Source organism: Stenotrophomonas panacihumi, from assembly GCF_001431645.1.
GTDB lineage: Bacteria > Pseudomonadota > Gammaproteobacteria > Xanthomonadales > Xanthomonadaceae > Stenotrophomonas_A > Stenotrophomonas_A panacihumi.
In genome coordinates, this window is record NZ_LLXU01000002.1 from 1 (window position 1) to 24,101 (window position 24,101).

At 70.5% G+C, this 24,101-nt stretch carries 25 protein-coding genes, 1 other RNA gene and 1 pseudogene; 10 read left to right on the top strand and 17 right to left on the bottom strand.

The genetic code is table 11. The features are described 5' to 3' along the window. Nucleotides 1-144 (bottom strand): annotated as a pseudogene (locus ARC20_RS17790) (thiamine phosphate synthase); the annotation flags it as partial. 50 nt (nucleotides 145-194) lie between these two features. On the opposite strand from ARC20_RS17790, the gene ARC20_RS00120 reads away from it, so the two are divergent. Next, a complete protein-coding gene (locus ARC20_RS00120) occupies nucleotides 195-407 on the top strand; it encodes a rubredoxin (protein WP_425478523.1) in 213 nt (70 codons plus the stop codon). Between the two features lie 31 nt (nucleotides 408-438). Here the strand turns inward: ARC20_RS00120 and ARC20_RS00125 are convergent, their stop codons facing one another. The 9 genes from ARC20_RS00125 to ARC20_RS00160 form a co-directional block, all read right to left on the bottom strand. Then, on the bottom strand, nucleotides 439-1,284 hold the full coding sequence (locus ARC20_RS00125) for a SirB1 family protein (RefSeq protein WP_057642489.1): 846 nt from the start codon (nucleotides 1,282-1,284) through the stop codon (nucleotides 439-441). Between the two features lie 75 nt (nucleotides 1,285-1,359). Further along, complete coding sequence (locus ARC20_RS00130) at nucleotides 1,360-1,809, bottom strand: DUF192 domain-containing protein (RefSeq protein WP_057642491.1); 450 nt, start codon at nucleotides 1,807-1,809, stop codon at nucleotides 1,360-1,362. Between the two features lie 118 nt (nucleotides 1,810-1,927). Next, entirely contained in the window at nucleotides 1,928-2,575 is a 648-nt protein-coding gene (gene rpiA / locus ARC20_RS00135; RefSeq protein WP_057642495.1) for a ribose-5-phosphate isomerase RpiA, read from the bottom strand. Between the two features lie 40 nt (nucleotides 2,576-2,615). Next, nucleotides 2,616-3,086, bottom strand: coding sequence for an EVE domain-containing protein (locus ARC20_RS00140; RefSeq protein ID WP_057642497.1), 471 nt, complete (start codon nucleotides 3,084-3,086; stop codon nucleotides 2,616-2,618). Next, nucleotides 3,083-3,670: a 5-formyltetrahydrofolate cyclo-ligase gene (locus ARC20_RS00145; RefSeq protein ID WP_057642499.1), complete on the bottom strand. Its 588-nt coding sequence runs from the start codon at nucleotides 3,668-3,670 to the stop codon at nucleotides 3,083-3,085. Before ARC20_RS00145 ends, ARC20_RS00140 begins: the two co-directional genes overlap by 4 nt. 106 nt (nucleotides 3,671-3,776) lie before the next feature. Then, nucleotides 3,777-3,961: non-coding RNA, 6S RNA (gene ssrS / locus ARC20_RS17795), on the bottom strand. A gap of 98 nt (nucleotides 3,962-4,059) precedes the next feature. Then, nucleotides 4,060-4,362, bottom strand: a complete 303-nt coding sequence (locus tag ARC20_RS00150) for a cell division protein ZapA (RefSeq protein WP_057642501.1) — start codon at nucleotides 4,360-4,362, stop codon at nucleotides 4,060-4,062. Continuing rightward, nucleotides 4,359-4,580, bottom strand: a complete 222-nt coding sequence (locus ARC20_RS00155) for a TIGR02449 family protein (RefSeq protein WP_057642504.1) — start codon at nucleotides 4,578-4,580, stop codon at nucleotides 4,359-4,361. Before ARC20_RS00155 ends, ARC20_RS00150 begins: the two co-directional genes overlap by 4 nt. Nucleotides 4,581-4,612: 32 nt before the next feature. Continuing rightward, a complete protein-coding gene (locus ARC20_RS00160) occupies nucleotides 4,613-6,391 on the bottom strand; it encodes a putative bifunctional diguanylate cyclase/phosphodiesterase (protein ID WP_057642507.1) in 1,779 nt (592 codons plus the stop codon). Nucleotides 6,392-6,536: 145 nt separating this feature from the next. Between ARC20_RS00160 and ARC20_RS00165 the strand changes: the two genes are divergently transcribed. Together ARC20_RS00165 and ARC20_RS00170 are read left to right on the top strand one after the other, a co-directional pair. Further along, nucleotides 6,537-7,082 carry a YecA/YgfB family protein gene (locus ARC20_RS00165; protein ID WP_057642510.1) on the top strand — a complete coding sequence of 182 codons (546 nt, stop codon included), beginning with the start codon at nucleotides 6,537-6,539 and terminating at the stop codon, nucleotides 7,080-7,082. 7 nt (nucleotides 7,083-7,089) lie between these two features. Then, a complete protein-coding gene (locus ARC20_RS00170) occupies nucleotides 7,090-8,445 on the top strand; it encodes an aminopeptidase P N-terminal domain-containing protein (RefSeq protein WP_057642512.1) in 1,356 nt (451 codons plus the stop codon). A gap of 263 nt (nucleotides 8,446-8,708) precedes the next feature. On the opposite strand, the gene pepQ is transcribed toward ARC20_RS00170, so the two are convergent. The 7 genes from pepQ to rph form a co-directional block, all read right to left on the bottom strand. Further along, on the bottom strand, nucleotides 8,709-10,070 hold the full coding sequence (pepQ, locus tag ARC20_RS00175) for a Xaa-Pro dipeptidase (protein ID WP_057642520.1): 1,362 nt from the start codon (nucleotides 10,068-10,070) through the stop codon (nucleotides 8,709-8,711). Between the two features lie 85 nt (nucleotides 10,071-10,155). Further along, entirely contained in the window at nucleotides 10,156-10,497 is a 342-nt protein-coding gene (locus ARC20_RS00180) for a PilZ domain-containing protein (RefSeq protein WP_057642523.1), read from the bottom strand. Continuing rightward, nucleotides 10,494-12,923, bottom strand: coding sequence for a DUF1631 domain-containing protein (locus tag ARC20_RS00185; protein WP_057642532.1), 2,430 nt, complete (start codon nucleotides 12,921-12,923; stop codon nucleotides 10,494-10,496). Before ARC20_RS00185 ends, ARC20_RS00180 begins: the two co-directional genes overlap by 4 nt. A gap of 98 nt (nucleotides 12,924-13,021) precedes the next feature. Beyond that, nucleotides 13,022-14,176 carry a radical SAM family heme chaperone HemW gene (gene hemW / locus ARC20_RS00190; RefSeq protein ID WP_057642535.1) on the bottom strand — a complete coding sequence of 385 codons (1,155 nt, stop codon included), beginning with the start codon at nucleotides 14,174-14,176 and terminating at the stop codon, nucleotides 13,022-13,024. A gap of 95 nt (nucleotides 14,177-14,271) precedes the next feature. Next, nucleotides 14,272-14,880: an RdgB/HAM1 family non-canonical purine NTP pyrophosphatase gene (rdgB, locus tag ARC20_RS00195; protein ID WP_057642539.1), complete on the bottom strand. Its 609-nt coding sequence runs from the start codon at nucleotides 14,878-14,880 to the stop codon at nucleotides 14,272-14,274. After that, the gene (locus ARC20_RS00200) at nucleotides 14,877-15,269 is read right to left on the bottom strand and encodes a VOC family protein (protein ID WP_057642542.1); all 393 of its coding nucleotides are present in this window, start codon (nucleotides 15,267-15,269) and stop codon (nucleotides 14,877-14,879) included. Before ARC20_RS00200 ends, rdgB begins: the two co-directional genes overlap by 4 nt. Continuing rightward, complete coding sequence (rph, locus tag ARC20_RS00205) at nucleotides 15,266-15,991, bottom strand: ribonuclease PH (protein ID WP_057642544.1); 726 nt, start codon at nucleotides 15,989-15,991, stop codon at nucleotides 15,266-15,268. Before rph ends, ARC20_RS00200 begins: the two co-directional genes overlap by 4 nt. 100 nt (nucleotides 15,992-16,091) lie before the next feature. Here rph and ARC20_RS00210 point away from each other — a divergent pair, with 100 nt between their 5' ends. From ARC20_RS00210 to ARC20_RS00240, 7 genes are all read left to right on the top strand, one after another. Next, entirely contained in the window at nucleotides 16,092-16,952 is an 861-nt protein-coding gene (locus ARC20_RS00210; RefSeq protein WP_057642546.1) for a YicC/YloC family endoribonuclease, read from the top strand. A gap of 109 nt (nucleotides 16,953-17,061) precedes the next feature. After that, a complete protein-coding gene (gmk, locus tag ARC20_RS00215; protein ID WP_057642548.1) occupies nucleotides 17,062-17,694 on the top strand; it encodes a guanylate kinase in 633 nt (210 codons plus the stop codon). Nucleotides 17,695-17,805: 111 nt separating this feature from the next. Then, nucleotides 17,806-18,105: a DNA-directed RNA polymerase subunit omega gene (gene rpoZ, locus ARC20_RS00220; protein ID WP_057642555.1), complete on the top strand. Its 300-nt coding sequence runs from the start codon at nucleotides 17,806-17,808 to the stop codon at nucleotides 18,103-18,105. Between the two features lie 101 nt (nucleotides 18,106-18,206). Then, nucleotides 18,207-20,378 carry a RelA/SpoT family protein gene (locus ARC20_RS00225; RefSeq protein WP_057642556.1) on the top strand — a complete coding sequence of 724 codons (2,172 nt, stop codon included), beginning with the start codon at nucleotides 18,207-18,209 and terminating at the stop codon, nucleotides 20,376-20,378. A 71-nt stretch (nucleotides 20,379-20,449) separates the two neighbouring features. Next, a complete protein-coding gene (locus ARC20_RS00230; RefSeq protein WP_057642559.1) occupies nucleotides 20,450-20,836 on the top strand; it encodes a RidA family protein in 387 nt (128 codons plus the stop codon). 7 nt (nucleotides 20,837-20,843) lie between these two features. After that, nucleotides 20,844-22,955, top strand: a complete 2,112-nt coding sequence (gene recG / locus ARC20_RS00235; protein ID WP_057642561.1) for an ATP-dependent DNA helicase RecG — start codon at nucleotides 20,844-20,846, stop codon at nucleotides 22,953-22,955. Nucleotides 22,956-23,017: 62 nt separating this feature from the next. After that, a complete protein-coding gene (locus ARC20_RS00240) occupies nucleotides 23,018-24,082 on the top strand; it encodes a glucokinase (RefSeq protein ID WP_057642563.1) in 1,065 nt (354 codons plus the stop codon). The last annotated feature ends 19 nt before the right edge of the window (nucleotides 24,083-24,101 follow it).

Below are 24,101 nucleotides of genomic sequence, written 5' to 3' on the forward strand. Positions count from 1 at the left end.
GGTATCGGCATCGACGGCCTTGTTGCGGTACTGCAGCCACGCCACGCCGGGCAGTAGCGGCGCGGTGCGCGCCAGCAGGCGATGGGTGTCGGTCTCGTCCGGCGTGATGAGGTAGAGGCCACGGCGGGCCAGGCGCGGGTTCATGGAGCGGCTTCCGATGGGGCGGGCGGGGTGGGACAATGCCCGTTCCCCCGATAGGCAGCCGTGATTATCCGATGAGCGACGCGACCGCGACCACCTACCGCAACTGGATGTGCGTCGTCTGCGGTTTCATCTACCGCGAGGCCGACGGCCTGCCAGAAGAGGGCATCGCCCCGGGGACGCGCTGGGAAGACATCCCCGATACCTGGACCTGCCCGGACTGCGGCGTGACCAAGGACGATTTCGAGATGATGGAGATCGACTGAGGCCGACCGAGGCGCCACGCCCGCCGCGGGCTCAGTGCATGCGCGAGCGGTCGGGGCTCAGTTCCACCAGCTGCTCGCGGATCGACGCGGCATCGCGTGCCTGCGGATGGAGCTGCAGGTAGCGCGAGAGATCCTGCCGCGCGCCATGCCGGTGTTCCAGGTGCAGGTAGGCCAGCCCCCGGTCGCGCAGCGCTTCGGGCTGGTCGGGCATCAGCCGGAGGATGCGGTCGGCGCTGCGCGCGGCGCGGTCCCACTGTTCGTCGTCGGCGTACACGCCGTGCAGGTTGCGCAGCATGCGCACCAGGATCGCCCGGTGCGGCGCCGGATCAAGGATCTGCAGCAGCGCGCGGTCGTCGGGCAGCTCGCCGCCCAGGTGCGGGCGCGCGCGCTCGCGCAACTCGTCCACGCCCAGCGGGCGGCCGCCATTGAAGGGGTCCATCACCAGCAGGCCGTCATCGACCGGCAGGCGCACCAGGAAGTGCCCGGGGAAGGACACGCCATCGAGCGGGATGCCCAGGCGCCGCGCCACTTCCATCTGCACCATCGCCAGCGAGATCGGATTGCCGAGGCGGCGCTCGAAGACCTCGTTCAGATAGCTGTTGCGCGGGTCGTAATATTCGTCGTGGTTGCCGGCGTAGCCGAGCTCGTCGAACAGGTGGCGGTTCACCGCGGCCATCTTCAGCGGCCACAGCGCGATGGCGTCCACCTCGGTGCGCAGGTGCTCGACATGGCTCTGCACGAGCGTGTCGTAGAGGTCGACATCGAGCCCCGGATATTCGTCGCGCGCGATGAGCAGCGCGGTGGACAGCAGCGGCAGTGCCTCGTCGTCCAGTTTCGCCAGGGTCGTCCAGCTCGGCAATGTCAGTCTATCCCCCATGCCCGCAAGACTGCGGCCAAATGCATGGGGGTTCAAGTCCGGCGCGTCCCGACAGTGGCGTCGGGCGATGCGGATTCAGGGCGCGGTCGGGATACCGGGGCCGAAGGTCAGCTCGGCGCCGTCCTTCAGCTGCAGGCGGCTGGCCTGGCCGGCGTTGAGCTCCAGCACGTAGCGCGCCGCGCCCTTGCTCGGATACGGCGGGCAGCCGTCGCCGAGCGTGCACGGCGGCACGTCGCGCTGCTGCGACACCAGCCGGCGCTGGTTGTCGAAATACAGGATGTCGAGCGGGATCTTGGTGTTCTTCATCCAGTACGCCTGCGGCTCCTCGCGGTCGTGGATGAACAACATGCCGTGGTCGGCGTCCATCTCGTCGCGGAACATCAACCCGCGCGCCCGGCTGGCCTCGTCCTGCGCCAGTTCCACCTGGTAACGCTGTCCGCCGAGTTCGACCCAATGCGCCCCGGCGCTGGCGCAACCGGACAGGGCGAAGACCGAAACGAGGGCAAGCAGGCGGAGCAGTTTCATGGCGGGCGAGGGAGAAGGAAGGGACGGCGCACCATCGGCCATGGCCGATGTGTCGTCAAGGGCAAGCCGCCCCCGGGCGCCGCGCGACCAAGCCAAAACAGCCGAAAAGCGGCAGAACTCAAAGAACGACAGGCGGCTCCCCACCCACGATCACCACATCCGCCCGCCGCCGCGCGAACAACCCCACGCACACCACGCCCGGGATCTGGTTGAGCTCGCGCTCCAGCGCCACCGGGTCGGTGATCTGCAGGTGGTGGATATCCAGCACCACGTTGCCGTTGTCGGTCACCACGCCCTCGCGCCACGCCGGCTGCCCGCCCGTGCGCGCCAGGATCTGCCGCGCCACCAGGCTGCGCGCCATCGGGATCACCTCCACCGGCAGCGGGAACTTGCCCAGCACCGGCACCTGCTTGCTCGGGTCCACGATGCACACGAACTGCTCGCTCGCCTCGGCGATGATCTTCTCGCGCGTCAGCGCCGCGCCGCCGCCCTTGATCAGGCACTTGGCCGGGTCGCACTCGTCGGCCCCGTCCACGTACAGCGACAGCGTGCCGGTGTGGTTGAGGTCCAGCACCTCGATGCCGTGCGCGCGCAAGCGCTCGGTGCTCTGCTCCGAACTGGACACCGCACCCTTGATGCGATGGCCGATGCGGCCCAGCGCATCGATGAAGTAGGCCACCGTCGAACCGGTGCCCACGCCCACGATCATGCCGTCCTTGACGTATTCGATGGCCTTTTCGGCGGCCAGCCGCTTTGCTTCGGACATGTCGGAAATCCGGAAGGGGAAAACGAAACGGGGCGCGCCCTTACTCCAGCGACAGCAGGAACTTCGCCTGCGCCGCGGTGACCGGCAGGATCGACAGCCGGTTGCCGCGCGCGATCAGCGGGAACCCTTCGCCGAGCTCCTCGGCGTGCTGCTTGATCTCCTCCAGCGGGATCGTGCGCTTGAGCTTGCGGTCGAACGCCACGTCCACCAGCAGCCAGCGCGGTTGCTCGCGCGTGGCCTTGGGGTCGTGGTAGTCGGACTTGGGGTCGAACTGGGTCGGGTCCGGGTAGGCCTCGCTGGCCACCGTGGCCAGCCCGACGATGCCCGGCACCTGGGTGTTGGAGTGATAGAACAGCACCCCGTCGCCGACCTTCATCCCGTCGCGCATGAAGTTGCGCGCCTGGTAGTTGCGCACCCCGTTCCACGGCTCGGTGCGGACGCGCTGCAGGTCGTCGATGGAGAAGGCGTCCGGTTCGGACTTCATCAGCCAGTAGCGCTTGCGTGCGGTCATGCGGGAACAGTCTGGATCAGGTGGGTGGCGTGTTCGGTGCAGATCGCGTCGAGCGGGACGTCCCAGGATTCGACCGCCAGCGCGGGCACTTCCTGCACGCCGAAGCCGACGCCGACCAGCCAGGGCGGTGCGGCCTGGCGTTGCCGGAAAGCGAAGCTGCGATCATACCAGCCGCCTCCCATGCCCAGCCGGCCGCCCCGTGCATCAAAGCCCACCAGCGGGGCGACGACGAGGTCGATGTCCTCGGCCGGCAGCGCGTGGTCCGGGTCGATGTCGGGCTCGGGAATGCCGTAGCGGTTGGGCTTGAGCGGCTCGCCCGGGCGCCAGGGCGCGAAGCGCAGCACCTGGCCGTGCAGCACCGGCAGGCAGTAGCGCACGGCGGACGGCAGGCTCAGCTGCCAGCGATGCAGGCCGATCTCCCCATCCATCGCCCAGTAGCCGGCCACGGTGCCGGCGCTCGGGGCGAAGGGCAGCGCGAGCAGGCGCGCGGCGAGCGCGTCGGCCGCGGCGATGCGGGTGGCCGCGGGCAGCGCGCGGCGGCGCTCACGCAGGGTACGGCGCAGGGCGTCGCGGTCGTCCGTCATGCGGGTCCAGGGCTGGCGTGCGGGAGGAAGGGCGGCGTGCGGCCGCAGGCTGCGCCGCAAAAAACAGGAGCGGCGCCCTTGCGGGACGCCGCTCCTGCGGAATATTGCATTCTCCGCGGTGACGATGCGTGCGAAACGACCTTGAACCCGAGGTTCAAGTGGGAACGCTGGGAAACCATCGGGCTTTCCGCTGCGAGGCGGACATGCACACCCGGCGTCGTCGCGCCCCCGGTGTCGTTATTAAGGGACAAGGCGAATGTTTGCACACGCCGTCGTTCACAGCAGAGAACGCGTGGCCATTATAGCCAGCATGGCTCGGGCCGCCAGTGCATTCGTCGCCAAAGTGTTCCCCGGGGATTCATTGTTGCGATGGGAACGCGTATTCGGCTTCAGCGCGGTGTATCGGTGGCGCTGTCCAGGCGGCGGTTGAGTTCGCCGAGCGTGCGCGTGAGTTCGCGCTGCTGGCGCGCCTGTTCGTCGCGCAGCTGCTGCAGCTCGTGGGCCAGGTTCAACGCCGACAACACCGCCAGCCGGTCGAGGGCGACCATGCGGTTGGTGCCGCGGATCTCGCGCATGCGCGCGTCCAGCAGGCGCGCGGCGGCGGTGAGGCTGTCGCGCTCCTCGGCGGTGACGCCCACGGTGTATTCGCGGTCCAGGATGCGGACGCTGACCGGTTCGGTGCCTTGGCTCACGTGTGCTGCTCCAGCGACTTGAGGCGGGCGATCATCGCTTCCACCCGCGAACGGGCCTGCTCGTTCTTGGTCAGCAGCTGCGCGCGCTCGGCGATCAGCTGTTCCTGCTGGTGGCGCAGGCTGCGGTTTTCATCGGCGAGCCGTTGCGCGCGCTCGACCAGCCCTTCGACGCGGGCGGCAAGGGCGCGCAACTCGGCGAGGGGATCGGTCGTTTCCATCGGCCAAGACTAGGGGGCGGCTCGCGCGGCGGTCAAGGCACGGCCAGGAGCGGCGTGCGGGCGTCGACGGGCGGGTGCAGCAGGGCGCGGCACGCCACCGCGTCGCGTCCCGGCGCGACCAGGTAGCCCTGGATCTCGTCGCAGCCGTGCGCCTGCAGGAAATCGCGCTGGCGGGTGTACTCCACGCCTTCGGCCACCACCAGCAGGCCCAGCGCGTGGCCCATGGCGATGATCGCCGCCACGATCGGGCCGCCGCCCTGCGCCAGGTCGGTCACGAACGGCTGGCCGATCTTCAGCGTGGTCACCGGCAGCTGGCGCAGGTAGGCCAGCGAGGAGTAGCCGGTGCCGAAGTCGTCGATGGCGATGCCCACGCCGAGCTCGCGCAGTTCGCGCAACAGCGCGATGCCGCGTTCGCCTTCGGCGAGCATGGCCGTCTCGGTCAGTTCCAGTTCCAGGGTGCCCGGCGGCAGGTCGTGGGCGGCCAGCAGGTCGGCCACTTCCAGCGCGAAGGTCGGCTGGCGCAGCTGCCAGGCCGAGACGTTGACCGACATGCGCAGCTCGGTGATGCCTTCCTCGCGCCACTGCGCCAGCGTGGCGCAGGCCTGGCGCAGCACCCAGCTGCCGATCTCCGGCATCACGCCGATCTGCTCGGCGATCGGAATGAATTCTTCCGGCGAGACATTGCCGAAGCTGTCGTCGTGCCAGCGCAGCAGCGCTTCCACCGCGGCGGTGCGGCCGCTGCGCAGCGACTGGCGCGGCTGGAACACCAGGTGGAAGCAGCGGTCCATCTCGGTGGCGCGCAGCGCGTTGGCGATGCGGGCGCGGCGGTGGCTGGCGCGGTCGAGCATGGCCGAGTACGCGCGCCAGGTGCGGCGGCCGGCCGCCTTGGCGCGGCGGGTGGCGCTTTCGGCATGGGCGAGCAGTTCGCTGGGCAGGCGGCCGTGCGACGGCGCCTCGGCGATGCCCAGCGAGAGCGAGACGATGGTGCTGTGGTCATCGCCCAGCAGCAGCGGTTCGGCGAAGGCGCGCAGGATGTCTTCGGCGAGCTGCTCGGCCTGGCGGGTGGCGTCGCTGGCGTGCAGCACCACGGCGAACTCGTCGCCGCCCAGGCGGGCGAGCACGCCGCGCGGGCCGATGATCGCCGCCAGCCGTTCGGCGGTGGCGCGCAGCGCCTGGTCGCCGGCGCGGTGGCCGAGCCAGTCGTTGATGTGGCCGAGGTGGTCGATGTCCATCGCCAGCAGGGCGACGGTGCGGCCCTCGCGGCGGGCTTCCACCAGCGCATGGGCCAGGTGTTCGGCCAGGCGCGCGCGCAGCGGCAGGCCGGTCAGGGTGTCGTAGTTGGCCAGGTAGCGCAGCTCGCGCTCGGCGCGGCGCGATTCGCCGACATCGCGCAGGCACAGCAGGCTGCGCGCCGGGCCCGGGCCGGCCAGCGCCTGCCGGGTGACCCGGCACGGCACCAGGCGTCCATCGGCGCGGCGCAGCCAGATTTCATCCTCGCCCACCGGCTCGGGAGCTTCCTCCGCGCTGGCCTGCAGGCCGGTGAAGGTGCGCAGCCGCAATTCGGCTTCCTCGTGCCAGCCGCCCAGGCGCAGGAACGCGGGGTTGGCGTCGAGCACGCGCTCTTGCGCGTCGAGCAGCAGGACCGCTTCCTCGATCAGCTTCAGGGCCTGCGGCGCGGCGCCGTCCAGCCGCTGGCCGCGCCCTTGGCGGGTACGCCAGAACACGGCGGCGGTGAGGGCAGATGCAATGCCGGCGGCCATGGCCGCGAACGGGCGGTGGAGCAGCAGGGCGGCGGTACTGGCAAGCGGCATGGAAGGCGGCACGACGGACGATGCACGAGTGTCTCCCGTGCGGTTGAAACCCACAAGACAATGTCATCGGATTGCTACACTGGGCACCCGATGTCGCGCCCCGCGCGGCCTCGGCATGCCCCATGTGTGCGGAATCGAAAAGCAGATGAGCGAATTGCCGGAAGTTGTGGCCGTCCAGGAAGAGAGCCAGCGGCTGGGCCTGGCCGCCAGCGCGGCCGAATTGCACGGCGGCCTGTGCGGTTGGCTGGCCGCCGGCGGCGAGGACGTGCCCGAATGGCCGGCGCGCGTGCTGTCCGACGATAGCCTGCCGGCGCCCGCGCCCGGCGGCGCGCTCGACCGCCTGCGGCAGGTCAGCGCCAGCCAGCTGGGCGACCGCGATTTCGCCTTCGAACTGCTGCTGGCCGAGGAGGGCGCGCCGCTCGCGGTGCGCGCCGACGCGCTGTTCGAATGGTGCCGCGCCTTCCTTGGCGGCTTCGGCCTGGCCGCCGGCGCGCGCCCGCAGCTCTCCGAGGAGGGCGAAGAGGCCCTGCAGGACCTGGCGCGGCTGGCACAGGCGTCCAGCGGCGATTTCGACAGCGCCGACGAGGACGAGAGCGCGCTGGCCGAGATCGAGGAATTCGTGCGCGTGGCCGCGTTGCTGCTGCACGGCGACTGCGTGCTCGGCCCGCGCTACCGCCAGCGCTTGAACTGAGGCCGGCGTGAAGCGCCTGACCGGGATCAGCGCCGCCGAGTACGCGCGGCGCCGGCGCCAGCTGATGCAGATGGCCGGCGACCAGGCCATCCTCGTGTTGCCGGCCGCGCCCGAGCGCGTGCGCAGCCACGACACCCACTATCCATACCGGCAGGATTCGGACTTCTGGTACCTGTGTGGCTTTCCCGAACCGGAAGCGGTGCTGGTGCTCATCCCCGGCCGCCGCCATGGCGAGGTCATCCTGTTCTGCCGCGAGCGCGACGCCGAGCGCGAGGCCTGGGACGGCCCGCGCGCCGGGCAGGAAGGCGCGGTGGGCGAGTACGGCATGGACGACGCCTATCCCATCGAGGACCTGGACGACATCCTGCCGGGCCTGCTGGAAGGCCGCTCGCGGGTCTACTACCACTTCGGCCGCGATGCCGATTTCGACCTCAAGCTGATCGGCTGGGTGAACCGCGTGCGCGCGCAGGTGCGCTATGGCGCGCAGCCGCCGCACGAGTTCCTGGAGCTTGGCCACCTGCTGCACGAGCAGCGGCTGTTCAAGTCACGCGACGAGATCGCCCTGATGCAGCGCGCGGCCGACCTGAGCGTGCGCGCGCACCGCGCCGCCATGCGTGCGGCGCGGCCGGGCATCCACGAATACGAGCTGCAGGCCGACCTGGAGCGCGAGTTCCGCGCGGGCGACGCGTGGCCGGCTTACGGCAGCATCGTGGGCGCCGGCCACAATGCCTGCGTGCTGCACTATCGCGACAACAGCGCGCGCAGCCGCGATGGCGACCTGGTGCTGGTCGATGCCGGCGCCGAATACCGCGGCTATGCCAGCGACATCACCCGCACCTTCCCGGTCAATGGCCGTTTCACCCGCGAGCAGCGCGCGCTGCACGACCTGGTGGGCCGCGCACAGGCCGCCGCGCTGGCGCAGGCGCGCCCGGGCGTGGCGTACGAAGCCGGGCACCTGGCGGCGGTGGAAGTGCTGACCGACGGCCTGCTCCAGCTGGGCCTGCTCAAGGGCCGCCTGCAGACCAACATCGACGAAGGCCTGTACCGGCGTTTCTACCGGCACAAGACCGGCCACTGGCTGGGCCTCGACGTGCATGACGTGGGCGAATACCGCTTCGGCGGCGAATCGCGCCTGCTGGAGTCGGGCATGGTGTTCACCATCGAACCGGGCCTGTACGTCTCCCCGGACGACGACACGGTGGACGCGAAGTGGCGCGGCATCGGCATCCGCACGGAAGACGACGTCCTGATCACCGCCGAAGGCCACCAGGTCCTGACGGGCGACCTGGAACGCAGCGCCGAAGAAATCGAAGCCTTCATGGCCACCACAAAGAACGACCCCATCAGCCCCCAGCTACTCTGATGGAGCAAAGCCCCCTTTGTTAAGGGGGCGCGCCGAAGGCGCGGGGATAGGCAAGGCAAGAGGATGGGGCCCAAAGTTTGCGCAGCAAACTTTGGGGGCGAAGCCGCAAAGCGGCTGCGCCTCCGCCCCTTTGTTAAGGGGGCGCGCCGAAGGCGCGGGGGATAGGCAAGGCAGAAGGAAGGGGCCCAAAGTTTGCTGCGCAAACTTTGGGGGCGAAGCCGCTCCGCGGCTACGCCGTCCCCCGCACTAGCCCGCTGCGCGGGCTAGTGCGCCACGAAGTTCAAATCGCGCGCCTCGTCCTCGGCCGCCGCGAACGCCGGGCGGGTGAGGTTTTCCGGCTCGCCCTCGGTGCACACCACCTCGTCCTCGATGCGGATGCCGCCATACGGACGGAACTGCGCCACGCGATCCCAGTCCACGCTGTCGGCATGGCCGTTCTTCTTGACCTCGTCGAGCAGCATGTCGATGAAGTACACGCCCGGTTCGATGGTCACCACCATGCCCGGCTCGAGCACGCGGGTCATGCGCAGGTACGGGTGGCCGGCGGGACGTTCGATGCGCCCGCCGCGGTCGCTGGCGGCGAAGCCGGCGACATCATGCACCTGCAGGCCGATCAGGTGGCCCAGGCCGTGCGGGAAGAACGCCGCGCTCACGCCGGTGGCCAGCGCCGCTTCCGGCGACACCTTCAGCACGCCGAAGTCCTTCAGGATGCCCATCAGCGACAGGTGCGCGTCGATGTGCAGCTGCTTGTAGTCCACGCCGTTGCGCACGCCCTGGCCCATCGCGATTTGCGCACGGTCCACCGCCTCGATCATCGCCTGGAACTCGCTGCCGGTATCGGCGGCGTAGCTGCGGGTGATGTCGCTGGCGTAACCGGCGGCCGAGGCGCCGGCGTCGATCAGGAAGCTGCGCGGCGCGCTGGCCGGTGCGCGGTCGAGCTGGGTGTAGTGCAGCACCGCGCCGTGTTCGTTGACGGCCACGATGTTGCCGTAGGGCAGGTCGTTGGCGTCCTGGCCCACCGCCATGCAGTACGCCATGTGGATGGCGAATTCGTCGCGGCCCTCGCGGAACGCGGCCTCGGCCGCGCGATGGCCGCGCACCGCCAGGTGCTGGGCCTGGCGCATCAGTGCCAGCTCGTAGGGTGTCTTGTAGGCGCGGTGGTATTCCAGGTAATCGACCACGGCGGGCGGGTTGTTCGGTGCGTATTCGCCGAGCGTGCTCTGCGGCTCGCCGAGGATCGCGCAGCGCGCCACCTGCCTGGGCAGCAGTGCCAGCGCTTCTTCCGGCTTGCGGATGATGTGGATGTCGCAGTGCTCCACCCACCAGCCGCTGGGCGCGGCCGGCACGACATGCCAGTAGTCGAACGGCTGGTGGAAGATCACCTGCGGGCGCTGGCCGGGCGTGTAGACGATCCAGCTGTTGGGCACCTGGGTCAGCGGCAGCCATGCCTTGAATTGCGGGTTCACCGCATACGGATAGTCGCGGTCGTCGAACAACTGGTAGTGCAGCGTGCCGCTGGGGATCACCAGGTGGTCGAAGCCGCCCCGCGCCAGCGCTTCGTCGGCGCGCTGCTTGAGCACGGCCAGGTGGGCGGCATAAAGGGCGGCGGGTTCCTGATGTGACATGGCGTGGGCTCGATCAGCATTGCGGAGTGCAAGCCACGATTTTGCCGCAAAACGCCGCGCGCGGCGCCCGTCGTCTTTTGCCGGATCAGGCCTGCGCGTCGGCCACCCAGTCGCGCAGGCGTTCGCGATGCTCGTCGCTGACGGTCAGGAAGCGGAAGCCCGCCCAGTGCTGGCCGGGCGCATGCGCTTCCTCCACCCACAGCAGGTGCACGCCCACGGCGATGGGGTGCTCGCGGCCCTGGCGGTCGGGCAGGGAGAAGCTCAGCTGGTACAGCGCGTCTTCGGTGAGTGGCGCGGAGGCGAGCAGCAGCATGCCCGTCTCGGACACGTTGCCGAGGCGGCCGATGCCGGTTTCGGCCATGAAGTCGGTCACCGGGATGCTCGCGGTGGGCTGGCGGCGCGGACTGCGCCGGGCTTCGTGGATCATGCCGGTTGCTCCTGCGGGGCGCGGCCGCCGCCGGCCAGCGAGCGCAGCGCGCGCACGGTGGCCTGCCAGGCGCGGTCGATGAGCCGGCCCTTCTCCTCGGTGACGATGCGCGCCTGCCCGGCGGCCATCAGGCGGGCCAGCGAATCCAGCGACTGCTCGCCGATCTTCTGCCCGCGCGGATTGACGAACAGCGCGTTGTCGGTGATCAGGCTGTACCAGGACAGGCGCTGGCGGCGCACGTCGCCCTGCTGGTTGGTGACGAATTCGAACCAGGTGCCGAACGGCAGCGTGCGCAGCGCGCGGTAATGGCTTTCCTCGGCGGGATTGCGTACCGGCGGGGCTGGCTTGCGCGGGGCGGCGTCGCCTTCGCCCTGTTCGCCGAGGCGGCTGCGCGCCTTGAGCTTGGCGGTCAGCTCGGTGCGCGAGGTGACGTCGTCCTCGCCGCCCGGCGTGGAGAGCCGGCGCGCGATCGCCCCGGCCTCGTCGCGGTGGTAGCCCACCTGCAGCAGCGCGCTTTCCACTTCGCTGCCCAGCGCGATGTCCGGCGGGCCGCCGGTCGGCTGGCAGGTGACTTCGGCGATGCGGTCGGTCGCCTGCTGGCGATCGGCCCATTCCTCGGACTGCTCGCCCTGGCGCAGCAGGGTGAGCGTGAGCACGTCGCTCCACGCCTGCTTGAGCAGGGTCTGCACGAACTTCGGCGGCGCGCGTTCCGCGCAGACATGTTCGATGCTGTCGCCGGCCAGGCGCTTGGCCATCTCCAGGCGTTCCTTGCCGCGCGCCGCCTCGACATGGCGCCGCTCGGCCACTTCGGCCTTGCGTGCCTGCGCGCGGTAATGGCCTTGGATTTCCTGGTTGGCGGCCTCGAACACCGCCTCGTCGCCCTGGTATTCGGTGACGACCTTGTCCACCGCGTTGCCGAGCTTCTGCAGCAGCTGCGGGTCGGTGTCGTCATCGGCCAGCCAGGTGGCGCCGGATTCGGCCACCGCGTTGAGCAGCTCGCGCGCCGGATGCTGGTCGCGCACGAAGAACGCCTTGTCCTGCAGCGCGGCGCGTACCACCGGCACCTGCAGCCGCACCAGCAGCTCGGCGGCGGAGGTGCCGCCGCGCACTTCGCGGTCGATCTCGTTGTAGAGCAGGCCGAGCAGGTCGAAGGTGTCGGTGTCCTGTGCCGACAGCCCCGCCTGCGGACCGTGTTCGGCGCGCAGCATGCGCAGCAGTTCCTGCTGCACGTCGGCGATGCTGCGTGGCCCGTGCGAAGCGCCTTCGCCCACCTGCGTGCGCGACTGCAATGCACCGAGCGTGTGGTTCAGCGCCTGCGCCTGCACGGGGGTGCCGCCGGTGTGCGGGCGGCTCACGCCGGGCTTGCTGCCGGCCTGGGTAAAGCCGGGCTGCTGGCGCGCGATGCCGAGCATCTCGTGCAGCGAGCCGAGGGCCGGGGCGAAGCGGTCGTCGTTGGCGCTGCCCTCGCCGGGGTCGGCGAGATGGCCGCCGCTGTCGGCGAGGTCGGCCGGGGCATGGCCCTCGCCGAACATCGCCGCGCCCCAGGCCGCCTGCGGGGCCTGGCCGCTCCAACTGGTCAGCGGGCGATGGCCGTGTGCCATCGCGCCCCGTGCGCCCGCGCCGCCCATGCCGCCGGGCGATGCCGACGGGCTGCCTTCGCCCGGGCGCTCCTGCCCGGCGGGACGGGCCGGACGGCGCGGCGTGGCGGGCTTGGCGAGGTAGGGCAGGTAGACCAGCCCCGGCAGCACGCCCTCGTGGGCGAGCAGGATGTTGGCGCGCTCGATCAGCTCCAGGTAGCGCTCCAGCCCCTGGCGCTCGAATACGCGGTAGAGCATCAGCTGGGTGTCCAGCTGCAGGCCGAGCACGTCGCCCGCTTCGCGCAGCACGCGGCAGGCGGCGTGCGGGCCGAGCGGCACATGTTCCGGCTCGAAGGCCGGCGCGGCGGCCAGCACGCCGAAGCGCTGGCCGAGCAGTTGCAGCTGGGTGTTGCAGCGCGACGCCTCGCGCCGGGCGATTTCGCTGAGCACGATGTCACGGTCGATGTCGGTGTCTTCGACCAGGGTCAGCGCGTGGAAGGGCTGCGCGTTGCCGGACTCGGTCGCCGGCGTGCTGCGGCGCGGTTCGCACAGCGCGGCCAGTTCCTGCTGCAGCGCTTCGAGGAAGCGCGGCGCGAAACGCTCGCCGCGTTCGCGCAGGTGCTGCATTTCGGCGTAAAGATCGGCCTGGACCTGGCTGTTGCGCGCGCGTTCGGCATGGCTGAACAGCTCACGCTCCAGGCTGACCAGGGTCAGCTTGAGCGGGTCGGCCAGGCCCTGCGCGTACTGCGTGTAGAGGGCCTCGAGCAAACGGCGCGCGCGCGCCGACACCGGCGCATTCGCCAGCGGCCCGTGGATGTGCGAAGACGACGAAGACGCGGACGTGACCATCCGTTGCGCTGCTATTCTCCCCCTGAGAACGCGGTATGTATCACGTTTTTGTCAGGGCGGCCATGGGAGGCCGGGCGCGGGCCGACGGACGGCGGCGCTCAGTCGAGGAATAGTTCGATCACGTCGTTGGTGAAGCGGCGGCCCAGTTCGGTGGGGCGCCAGCGGCCGGCGTCCGTTTCCTCCAGCCAGCCGCGTTGGGTGGCTTGCGCGAGCGGCGCGGCCAGCGCGTCGGCCGCCAAGCCGGTGCGCGCGCTGAAGTCGGCCACGCTGAAACCTTCGTGCAGCCGCAGCAGGTTGAGCATGTACTCGAACGGCAGGCGTTCGGCCGGCACGATCTCGTCGCCGCCGATCGCCGCCTCGCCGCCGGCCTGCGCCATGTACGTCTGCGGATGCTTGTGCTTCCAGCGGCGCAGCACGTGCTGTGCGGCGCCGGAGGTGATCTTGCCGTGCGCGCCGGCGCCGATGCCGAGGTAGTCGCCGAAACGCCAGTAGTTGAGGTTGTGCGCGCACTGGCGATCCGGCCGCGCGTAGGCGCTGACTTCGTACTGCGCATAGCCGGCTTCGGCCAGCAGGCGCTGGCAGTGCTCCTGCATGTCCCAGGCGCTGTCGTCGTCCGGGATGCCCTTGGGCGGGCGCGCGTAGAAGACGGTGTTCGGCTCCAGGGTCAGCTGGTAATGGCTGACGTGGGTCGGCTCCAGCGCGAAGGCGCGCAGCAGGTCGTCCTCGGCCTGCGCGAGCGTCTGCTGCGGCAGCGCGTACATCAGGTCCAGGTTGATGTTGTCGTAGCCGGCGTCCTGCGCCAGCTTCACCGCGCGCTCGGCCTCGGCGCTGTCGTGGATGCGGCCCAGGCGCTGCAGCGCGGCGTCATCGAAGCTCTGGATGCCGAAGCTCAGCCGGTTCACGCCGGCGGCCAGGTAGCGGTCGAAGCGGCCGTGCTCGGCGGTGCCGGGGTTGGTCTCCAGCGTGATCTCCAGCCCCGGGGCGAAGCGCAGGCGCGCGCTGGCCGCCTGCAGGAAGCGGTCGATCGCCTCGGGCGGGAACAGGCTGGGCGTGCCGCCGCCGAAGAACACCGAGTTCACCACCCGTCCCCATACGAGCGGCAGGTCGTGGTCGAGGTCGCGGACCAGCGCGTCCACGTATTCCTCGAACGGCAGCGCGCCCTTGGCCGCATGCGAGTTGAAATCGCAGTACGGGCATTTGCGCACGCACCAGGGCAGGTGGACGTAGAGCGACAGGGGCGGGGGAATGAGCATGGCGGACAGGCGGGGTGCCACGTGGCGTGGTGCCGGGCAGGTGGGAACAGGATGCGGGCGGCGGCGGCGGGCGCAAGGCCCGTCGCGCCACCGGTTCAGGCGCGCAGCTGGAGCAGCCGCGCGCGCAGGGTTTCCAGCGCGCGGGCGCGGTGGCTGAGGCGGTTCTTGGTGGCGGCATCCATTTCCGCCGCGGTCTGGCCGTGCACCGGGTCGAAGAACACCGGGTTGTAGCCGAAGCCGCCATCGCCGCGCGGGGCGAAGGTGATCTCGCCTTCCCAGCTGCCTTCGGCGATCAGCGGCTGCGGGTCTTCCGGGTGGCGCAGCAGCACGATCACCGCATAGAAGCGCGCGCTGCGGCGCTCGGCCGGCACTTCGCGCATCGCTTCCAGCAACTTGGCGTTGTTGGCCGCCGCGTTGGTCGGGGTGCCGGCGTAGCGCGCGCTGTACAGGCCCGGCGCGCCTCCGAGGGCATCGACGATCAGGCCCGAATCATCGGCCAGCGCGGGCAGGCCGGTGACGGCGCTGGCGTGGCGGGCCTTGATCAGCGCGTTCTCGACGAACGTCAGGCCGGTCTCGGGCACGTCTTCCACGCCCATCTCGCCCTGCGCGACGATGCGCAGCGGCATGCCGGCGAGCATGGCGCGCAGTTCTTCCAGCTTGCCGGCGTTGCCGCTGGCCAGCACGAGGGTGTCGGGGAAACTCATGGCTTGGGCTCCAGCAGGTCCCAGGTGTTGCCGTACAGGTCGCGGAACACCGCGACGATGGCGTAGGGCTCCTCGCGCGGTTGTTCGAGGAACTCCACGCCGCGCTCGCGCATGGCCTTGTAGTCGTACCAGAAGTCGTCGGTGTGCAGGAAAAAGCCCACGCGCCCGCCGGTCTGGTCGCCGATGCGGCTGGCCTGGTGGTCATCGCTGGCGCGGGCCAGCAGCAGGCCGGTGGGGTCTTCGCTGCGCGGGGCCACCACGATCCAGCGCTTGCCTTCGCCCAGCGGCTGGTCGGTGAGCACGCGGAAGCCGAGCACGTCGCGATACCAGGCCAGCGCCTCGTCGTAGTCGCGCACCACCAGGGTGGCCAGGGCCAGGCGCTGGCTCATCCCTGCAACGCCTCGCGCTGCAGCGCCAGCAGTTCGCCCACGCCCTTGTCGGCCAGGGCGAGCAGGGCGTCGAGTTCGTCGCGGCGGAAGGCGTGGCCTTCGGCGGTACCCTGCAGCTCGATGAAGCCGCCGCCGTCGTTCATCACCACGTTCATGTCGGTGTCGCAGTCGCTGTCCTCGGCGTAGTCCAGGTCCAGCACCGGCACGCCGCGGTACACGCCCACCGACACCGCCGCCACCGCGCCCACCAGCGGATGGCGCTTGATCTCGCCGCGCTTCTGCAGCCAGGACACCGCGTCGGCCAGCGCCACGTAGGCGCCGGTGATGGCCGCGGTGCGGGTGCCGCCGTCGGCCTGCAGCACGTCGCAGTCCAGCGTGATGGTGCGCTCGCCGAGCGCGTTGCGGTCCACGCAGGCGCGCAGCGCGCGGCCGATCAACCGCTGGATCTCCAGCGTGCGGCCGCCCTGCTTGCCGCGCGCGGCCTCGCGGTCGGAACGGGTATGGGTGGAGCGCGGCAGCATGCCGTACTCGGCGGTGACCCAGCCTTCGCCCTTGCCGCGCAGGAACGGCGGCACCTTGTTGTCGACGCTGGCGGTGCACAGCACGCGCGTGTCGCCGAAGCTCACCAGCACCGAGCCTTCGGCATGGCGGGTGAAGGCGCGTTCGATGCGCACCGGGCGCAGCTGGTCGGCCGTACGGCCGCTGGGACGGGAGAAGGTCATGGAAGATCCGCGTTCGAAAGTCGGGCGCACGGGGGCTGTCACAGGCCGGCGTGCGAGGCGCGCTAGGGTACCATTCGCGCTTTGCCGGACACCGATCGCCATGATCCGAAGCATGACCGCCTTTGCTGGCGGCGAGCACATCACCCCCTGGGGCACGCTGGGCTGCGAACTGCGCTCGGTGAACCACCGTTTCCTCGAAGTGGGCGTGCGCCTGCCCGAGGAACTGCGCGCGCTGGAGCCGCAGCTGCGCGAGCGGGTGTCGGCGCGGATCAGCCGCGGCAAGCTCGACCTGGTGCTGCGCCTGCGCTTGCCCGAAGGCGGGGCCTCGCTGGCGGTGAACGAGGTGATGGTCGAGCAGCTGGGCACGCTGGCGCGGCGGCTGGACCGTGAATTCCCGAACCTGCGCGTCGAGTTCTCCGACCTGCTGCAGCTGCCCGGCGTGCTCAAGAGCGAGGCGGCCGACCCGGCGCTGCTGCAGGCCGAGGCGCTGGCGCTGCTGGAGCGCGTGGTGGAGGACTTCGTGGTGGCCCGCGAGCGCGAAGGCGCCAAGCTGGCCACGGCGATCAGCGAGCGGGTGGATGCCATCGAACGCATCGCCGCCGAGGTGCGCACGCTGATCCCGGCGATCCGCGATGGCCAGCGCGCCAAGCTGGCCGCCCGCCTGGCCGACCTGCCGCATCCGGTGGACCCGGGTCGCGCAGAGCAGGAGCTGGTGCTGTGGCTGCAGAAGCTGGACGTGGATGAAGAGCTGGACCGGCTGGCCAGCCACATCGCCGAGATCCGCCGCGTGCTCAAGCAGCGCGAGCCGGTGGGCCGCCGGCTGGATTTCCTGCTGCAGGAGTTCAACCGCGAGGCGAACACGCTGGGCTCCAAGTCGGTGGACAGCCGCACCTCCAACGCGGCGGTGGACCTGAAGGTGCTGATCGACCAGATCCGCGAGCAGGTGCAGAACATCGAGTAGCCGCCGCGGGGCCGCGCCCTGAAGGCGTGGCCCATGGCGTGTAAGATGGCCGCCCGCTTTTCACCGGGCCGGCGTGCCGACCCCTTCCTCGATGCCGAACCCCACCCCCATGCGCGGCACCCTCTACATCGTCGCGGCGCCTTCCGGTGCCGGCAAGAGCAGCCTCGTCAACGCCACCCTGGCGCGCGATTCGCAGATCGCCCTGTCGATCTCCTTCACCTCGCGCGCCCCGCGTCCGGGTGAGCGGCATGCCGAGCACTACCACTTCGTCTCCGCCGAGGCGTTCCAGGAGATGATCGCCGCCGGCGATTTCTTCGAGTACGCCAGCGTGCACGGCGACTGGAAGGGCACCGCGCGGCAGTCGGTGGAGCCGCAGCTGGCGTCGGGCCGCGACGTGCTGCTGGAGATCGACTGGCAGGGCGCGCGCCAGGTGCGCGAGAAGGTGCCGGACGCGGTGAGCGTCTTCATCCTGCCGCCCTCGCGCGTCGCGCTGGAAGAGCGCATGCGCAAGCGTGGCCAGGACAGCGAGGACGTCATCGCCCGCCGGCTGGCCGCCGCGCGCGAGGAGATGTCGCACTTCGGCGAGTTCGACTACGTCATCATCAACGAGGATTTCGACACCGCCGTGGGCGAGATGTGCGCGATCTTCACCGCCAGCCGCCTGCGCACCGCCGCCCAGCAACAGCGCCATGACGGCCTGATCGCCGCCCTGCTGGCCGACGATCCGGGCGCAACTGGCTGATTCCAAAGGAAACTGAACGGTCTTGGCTTGCGCCGGGGCCGGTGGGGCGCCTACAATCGCCGCCCTTTCCCTCATTCGAAGGCGCGACCGAGCCGGTCGCCGGGAGCCCGCATGGCCCGCATTACCGTAGAAGATTGCCTGGAAGTCGTGAACAACCGTTTCGAACTGGTCATGATGGCGTCCAAGCGCGCCCGCCAGCTCGCCAACGGCGTGCAGGCCACCCTCGACAACAGCGAAAGCGCCGACAAGCCGACCGTGCTGGCCCTGCGCGAGATCGCCGCGCGCAAGATCGACAACGCGCTGATCGAGGAAGTCGAGAAGGCCGAGCGCGAGCGCGCCGAGCGTGAAGCCCTGGAATGGGCCGCCGCCGAAGTCGTCGCCGACGAGGACATGTCCAAGAACGACGACTGATCCGCGCCACACCGGATCGATCCGCCGAACAGCCCGCCTGGTGCGGGCTGTTCTGCTTTTCGGCGTTTGCCGTCCCCGTTGCGCTGGCATAGTCTTCCTGCATGAACCCAGGCCCCTCCGCCCAGGCTGCCCTTGCGCCGTCGTCGTCGCCGACCGGCGACGTACCCGATTACGTCCTGGAGCTGGAGCGCGCCGCCGCCTACCTGCCGGCCGAGCAACGCCCGCTGCTGCGTCGCGCGTGGGAAGTGGGCGCCGCCGCGCATGCCGGGCAGACGCGCAAATCCGGTGAGCCGTACATCACCCACCCGGTGGCCGTGGCCTGCGTGCTGGCAGAACTGGGCATGGATGTCGAATCGCTGATCGCCGCGATCCTGCACGACACCATCGAGGACACCCCGCTCACCCGCGAGGAACTCTCCGCCGAGTTCGGCGAGGCCGTGGCCGAGCTGGTGGACGGCGTCACCAAGCTGGACAAGCTGAAGTTCCGCGACCGCCAGGAGGCGGCCGCCGAGAGCTTCCGCAAGATGCTGCTGGCGATGTCGCGCGACCTGCGCGTGATCATGATCAAGCTCGCCGACCGCCTGCACAACATGCGCACCCTCGGCGCGCAGAGCAACGAGGCGCGCGGCCGCATCGCCCGCGAGACGCTGGAGATCTACGCGCCCATCGCCCAGCGCCTGGGCATGAGCCTGATCAAGTCCGAGCTGCAGAACCTGGGCTTCAAGGCGCTGTATCCCTGGCGCCACGCGATCATCGAAAAGCACATCCGCAGCCAGCCGGTGGTGCGGCGCGAGTCGCTGGCGCAGGTGGAGGTGCAGCTGTCGCAGCGGCTGGCGAAGGAAGGGTTGGAACACCGGCTGGTGAGCCGGATCAAGACCCCGTGGAGCATCTACAACAAGATGCGCGACGAGAACAAAACCTTCGACCAGGTGATGGACGTGTTCGGCTTCCGCCTCGTCGTGCGCGCGGTGCCGGACTGCTACCACGCGCTCGGCGCGGTGCACGCCACCTTCAAGCCGCTGGACGGGCGCTTCCGCGATTTCATCGCCATCCCCAAGGCCAACGGCTACCAGTCGCTGCACACGGTGCTGTTCGGGCCCTACGGTTCGCCGATCGAAGTGCAGATCCGCACCGAGGAGATGGACCTGATCGCCGAGCGCGGCGTCGCCGCGCACTGGACGTACAAGTTCGGCAGCGATTCGCCCAACAGCGCGCAGAGCCGCGCGCATGCGTGGATCGTGGATTTGATCGAATCCCAGCGTGCCGCGGGCTCCTCGCTGGAGTTCCTGGACAACGTCAAGGTCGACCTGTTCCCGGACGAGGTCTACCTGTTCTCGCCCAAGGGCAAGATCCTGGCCCTGCCGCGCAATTCCACCGCGCTGGATTTCGCCTACGCGGTGCATACCGACGTGGGCAACCAGGCGGTCGCCTCGCGCGTGGACAAGAAGCTGGTGCCGCTGCGCACCAAGCTGGTGAGCGGGCAGACGGTGGAGATCATCACCGCGCGCTCGGCCACGCCCAAGCCGCAGTGGCTGGAGTTCGTGGTGAGCAGCAAGGCGCGCACGGCGATCCGCCACCAGCTCAAGCAGCTCGAGCACGAGGATGCCGTGCAGCTCGGCCACCGCATGCTCGACCGCGCGCTGGAAGCGATGGATTCCTCGCTCGAACGCCTGCCGAAGGGCCGCCTGGACGCATTCCTGGCCGAGCACCGCTATCCGCGCCTGGAGGCGCTGCTGGCCGATGTCGCGCTCGGCAACTGGATGCCCACCCAGGCCGCGCAGGCGCTGATGGCCTATGCCGAGCTGCGCGGCGGCGGGCTGTCGAAGCACTCGCAGGAAAAGATCCTGATCAACGGCAGCGAGCGCGGCGTGGTGAGCTTCGCCAACTGCTGCCAGCCGATTCCCGGCGACGAGATCATGGGTTACCACACCGCCGGCAAGGGCATCGTGGTGCACCGGCTGGATTGCCCGAACCTGGCCGAGCTGCGCAAATCGCCCGAACGCTGGGTGCCGATCGACTGGGATTCCAACGTCAGCGGCGACTACGACACCGCGCTGGTGGTGGAAGTGGAAAACCGCACCGGCGTGCTGGCGCAGCTGGCCGCGGCGATCGCGCAGAGCGAATCGAACATCGAGCGCGTGGACTACCTGGACCGCGATTTCAACGCCGCCGTGCTGCGCTTCAACATCCAGGTGCGCGATCGCCGCCACCTGGCCGAGGTCATGCGGCGCCTGCGCCGGCTGCATGTCGTGCAGAGCGTGCGCCGGCAGTAACTGCCCGCCGGTGCACCCGATCGGGACGGCACCGGCTAAAATCACCCGTCATTCCCAAACGCGGTGAGTCCATGACCCGTCAGATCATCCAGACCGACAAGGCGCCCGCCGCCATCGGCCCGTACTCGCAGGCCGTGCGTGCCGGCAATACCGTCTACTTCTCCGGGCAGATCCCGCTCGACCCGGCCACCGGCGAAATCGTCGGCGCCGGCGACGTCGGCGCGCAGGCGCGTCGCGCGTTCGAGAACCTCAAGGCCGTGGCCGAGGCTGCTGGCGGCTCGCTCGACCAGATCGTCCGCGTCGGCCTGTACCTGACCGATCTGGGCCAGTTCGCCGCCGTCAACGCGGTGATGCAGGAGTACTTCCAGGCGCCGTTCCCGGCCCGTTCCACCATCGAGGTCTCCGGCCTGCCCAAGGGCGCCGGCTTCGAGGTCGACGCGGTGATGGTGCTCGACTGACCGCTCCGTGCCGCGCGCGCGTCCGCCCGCGCCGAGCCTGACCCGGGCCGGCGATGCGCCGCTCACCCGCCTGTCCGGTGTCGGGCAGGCGGTCGCGGCCAAGTTGGCTGCGCGCGGCATCCTCACCCTCCAGGACCTGTGGCTGCTGCTGCCGCTGCGCTACGAGGACCGCACCCGCCTCACCGATATCGCGCAGCTGCGCAACGGCGAGCCCGCGCAGGTCGAAGGCCGCGTGGAAGCGGTGGAGCGCGGTTTCCGCTACCGGCCGATGCTCAAGGTCGCGATCAGCGACGAATCGCGCGGCAGCGTGGTGATGCGCTTCTTCCATTTCCGCACCGCGCAGGTCGCCCAGTTCGCGGTGGGCGCGCGGGTGCGCGCTTACGGCACGCCGAAGCCCGGCCAGCATGGCTGGGAGATGGTGCACCCGAGCTATCGCGTCATCACCGAACAGGAAGCCGGCGTGCTCGGCGATGCGCTCGACCCGGTGTATCCGGCGGTGGAGGGCATCGGCCCGGTGACGCTGCGCCGGCTGATCGGCCAGGCGCTCGATCTGCTGCCGCCGGAAGCCGAGCTGGAACTGCTGCCGGCCGATTGGCTGGAAGGCCAGCAGCTGCCGTCGCTGCGGCAGGCGCTGCTGGACATGCACCGGCCCGCGCCGGACGGGGATCTCGCCGCGCTGGCCGCCGGCCGCCATCCCGCGCAGCAGCGGCTGGCGATGGAAGAACTGCTGGCCCACCACCTGAGCCTGCGCCGCCAGCGCATCGCGCTGCAGCGGCACAAGGCGCCGGCGCTGGCCGGCCAGGGCGTGCAGGTCGAGCGCCTGCTCGCCGCCCTGCCGTTCGCCTTGACCGGCGCGCAACAGCGCGTCTTCGCGCAGGTGCGCCAGGATCTCGCGCGACCTTCGCCGATGCTGCGGCTGGTGCAGGGCGATGTCGGCAGCGGCAAGACCGTGGTGGCCGCGCTCGCGGCGATGCTGGCGGTGGAGCAGGGCAAGCAGGCCGCGCTGGCCGCGCCGACCGAGTTGCTCGCCGAGCAGCATCTGAACAATCTGCGCGGATGGCTGGAGCCGCTGGGCATCCGCATCGCCTGGCTGGCCGGCAAGGTCACCGGCAAGGCGCGCGAGCGCGTGATGGCCGAGGTCGCTTCCGGCCACGCGCAGGTCGTCGTCGGCACGCACGCGCTGATGCAGGAGGCCGTGGTGTTCCATGACCTCGCCTTGGCCATCGTCGACGAACAGCACCGCTTCGGCGTGCACCAGCGCCTGGCCCTGCGCGACAAGGGCGCGGCGGCCGGCAGCGTGCCGCACCAGCTGGTGATGACCGCCACCCCGATCCCGCGCACGCTGGCGATGGCGGCCTATGCGGATCTCGACGTGTCGGCCATCGACGAATTGCCGCCCGGCCGCACCCCGGTGCAGACCATCGTGCTCAGTGCCGAACGCCGCCCGGAGCTGGTCGAGCGCATCCGCATCGCGTGCGCCGAGGGCCGGCAGGCGTACTGGGTGTGCACGCTGATCGACGAGAGCGACGAAGTCATCGCCACCGCCGCGCAGGCCACCTTCGAGGCGTTGTCGGCGCAGCTGCCGGGCCTGCGGGTGGGGCTGGTCCACGGGCGCATGAAGGCGGCCGAGAAGCAGGCGGCGATGCGCGCGTTCAAGCAGGGCGAGACCGACCTGCTGGTCGCCACCACCGTCATCGAAGTCGGCGTGGACGTGCCCAATGCCTCGCTGATGATCATCGAGAACGCCGAGCGCCTCGGCCTGGCCCAGCTGCACCAGTTGCGCGGGCGCGTGGGTCGCGGCTCGGCGGCCTCCAGCTGCGTGCTGATGTACCAGGCGCCGCTGTCGCAGATGGCCCGCCAGCGGCTGGAGACGATGCGCCAGACCAGCGACGGCTTCGTCATCGCCGAGAAGGACCTGGAACTGCGCGGGCCGGGCGAGCTGCTCGGCACCCGCCAGACCGGCCTGGCGAGCTTCCGCGTCGCCGACCTGGCCCGCGACGCCGCCCTGCTGCCGCGCGTGCAGCGCCTGGCCGAGACCCTGCTGGCGCAGTCGCCGGCGGTGGCCGACCAGGTGGTCGCGCGCTGGATTGGTAGCGCGGTGCGCTATGCCGCCGCGTGAGCCGGGCGACGCCGCCCCCGCCGCTGGCGGATAATCCGCCGTCCCCTACGCCCAGCCCGCCGATGCACGACGCCGTTCCGCCGCCCGCTCCCGCTTCCACCGCATCGCATGTCGAGGCGGACCTGCGCGAGGACGTCACCGCGTTGCGACCGGGCCAGCGCTTCATCGCCGCCGATGTCGGCGGCACGCATGCGCGGCTGGGCGTGGTGCACATGACCGCCGAGGGGCGGGTGGCGATCGAGGCGTTCCATCAATATGCGTGTGCCGGCTATGCCAGCCTGGCGGCGATCCTGCGCGACTTCACTACCCGCAGCGAGGCCTCGGCCGCGCATGCGGTGGTTGCCATCGCCGGCCGCCTGGACGGCGACGTGCTGGTCAACGCCAACCTGCCGTGGCCGGTGTCGGTGTCGCATACGCGCCGCGAAGCCGGGCTCGGCACGCTGGCGCTGATGAACGATTTCGAGGCCGTCGCCTGTGCGATGCCCTACATCGAACCCGAAGCGATGAGCCGGGTGTGCGGCCCGGCGCGGGCAGCGCCGGGCGCGGCGGTGGTGCTGGGGCCGGGCACCGGCCTGGGCACCGCGCTGCGCCTGCCCGGCCCGCCCGCCCAGGTGCTCGCCAGCGAGGCCGGCCATGCCGCATTGGCGGTGGGCAACGCACGTGAAGTCGCGGTGCTGGAAAAGCTGCTGCAGCGCTGGCCGCATGTCGACAACGAGCGCGTGCTGTCCGGGCCGGGGCTGGTCAACACCTACCGCGCGCTGTGCGAACTGGACGGCGTGCAGGCGACGCTGGCCGACCCCGCCGATATTTCCGCCGCCGCGCAGGACGCGGGCGACGCGCAGGCAGTCGAGACCTTGCGGATCTTCTGCGCGCTGCTGGGCAGCCTGGCGGGCGATCTCGCGGTGACCTTCGGCGCCAGCGCGGTGTACCTGGCCGGCGGCATTCCCGCGCAGATCAAGCCGCAGCTGCTCGATGGCACGTTCGCGGCGCGCTTCGCCAACAAGGGCGTGCTGGCCCCGGTACTGGCGCACGTGCCGGTGTGGCTGGTCGACCATGGCCAGCTGGGCCTGGTGGGCGCCGCAGCGTGGTACCAGCAGCGTCATCGTCCTTCCCACGGCGCGCACTGACGCGCCCTCGCATCCAAAG

Coding starts and splice junctions, on each gene's coding strand:
- rpoZ (WP_057642555.1), top strand. CDS start 17,806: ATGGCCCGCATTACCGTAGAAGATTGCCTGGAAGTCGTGAACAACCGT.
- rpiA (WP_057642495.1), bottom strand. CDS start 2,575: ATGTCCGAAGCAAAGCGGCTGGCCGCCGAAAAGGCCATCGAATACGTC.
- gmk (WP_057642548.1), top strand. CDS start 17,062: ATGCGCGGCACCCTCTACATCGTCGCGGCGCCTTCCGGTGCCGGCAAG.
- ARC20_RS00200 (WP_057642542.1), bottom strand. CDS start 15,269: ATGAGCCAGCGCCTGGCCCTGGCCACCCTGGTGGTGCGCGACTACGAC.
- ARC20_RS00125 (WP_057642489.1), bottom strand. CDS start 1,284: ATGGGGGATAGACTGACATTGCCGAGCTGGACGACCCTGGCGAAACTG.
- ARC20_RS00145 (WP_057642499.1), bottom strand. CDS start 3,670: ATGACGGACGACCGCGACGCCCTGCGCCGTACCCTGCGTGAGCGCCGC.
- ARC20_RS00130 (WP_057642491.1), bottom strand. CDS start 1,809: ATGAAACTGCTCCGCCTGCTTGCCCTCGTTTCGGTCTTCGCCCTGTCC.
- ARC20_RS00160 (WP_057642507.1), bottom strand. CDS start 6,391: ATGCCGCTTGCCAGTACCGCCGCCCTGCTGCTCCACCGCCCGTTCGCG.
- ARC20_RS00210 (WP_057642546.1), top strand. CDS start 16,092: ATGATCCGAAGCATGACCGCCTTTGCTGGCGGCGAGCACATCACCCCC.
- ARC20_RS00230 (WP_057642559.1), top strand. CDS start 20,450: ATGACCCGTCAGATCATCCAGACCGACAAGGCGCCCGCCGCCATCGGC.
- ARC20_RS00155 (WP_057642504.1), bottom strand. CDS start 4,580: ATGGAAACGACCGATCCCCTCGCCGAGTTGCGCGCCCTTGCCGCCCGC.
- ARC20_RS00240 (WP_057642563.1), top strand. CDS start 23,018: ATGCACGACGCCGTTCCGCCGCCCGCTCCCGCTTCCACCGCATCGCAT.
- ARC20_RS00165 (WP_057642510.1), top strand. CDS start 6,537: ATGAGCGAATTGCCGGAAGTTGTGGCCGTCCAGGAAGAGAGCCAGCGG.
- hemW (WP_057642535.1), bottom strand. CDS start 14,176: ATGCTCATTCCCCCGCCCCTGTCGCTCTACGTCCACCTGCCCTGGTGC.
- ARC20_RS00185 (WP_057642532.1), bottom strand. CDS start 12,923: ATGGTCACGTCCGCGTCTTCGTCGTCTTCGCACATCCACGGGCCGCTG.
- rph (WP_057642544.1), bottom strand. CDS start 15,991: ATGACCTTCTCCCGTCCCAGCGGCCGTACGGCCGACCAGCTGCGCCCG.
- ARC20_RS00140 (WP_057642497.1), bottom strand. CDS start 3,086: ATGACCGCACGCAAGCGCTACTGGCTGATGAAGTCCGAACCGGACGCC.
- ARC20_RS00225 (WP_057642556.1), top strand. CDS start 18,207: ATGAACCCAGGCCCCTCCGCCCAGGCTGCCCTTGCGCCGTCGTCGTCG.
- ARC20_RS00180 (WP_057642523.1), bottom strand. CDS start 10,497: ATGATCCACGAAGCCCGGCGCAGTCCGCGCCGCCAGCCCACCGCGAGC.
- rdgB (WP_057642539.1), bottom strand. CDS start 14,880: ATGAGTTTCCCCGACACCCTCGTGCTGGCCAGCGGCAACGCCGGCAAG.
- pepQ (WP_057642520.1), bottom strand. CDS start 10,070: ATGTCACATCAGGAACCCGCCGCCCTTTATGCCGCCCACCTGGCCGTG.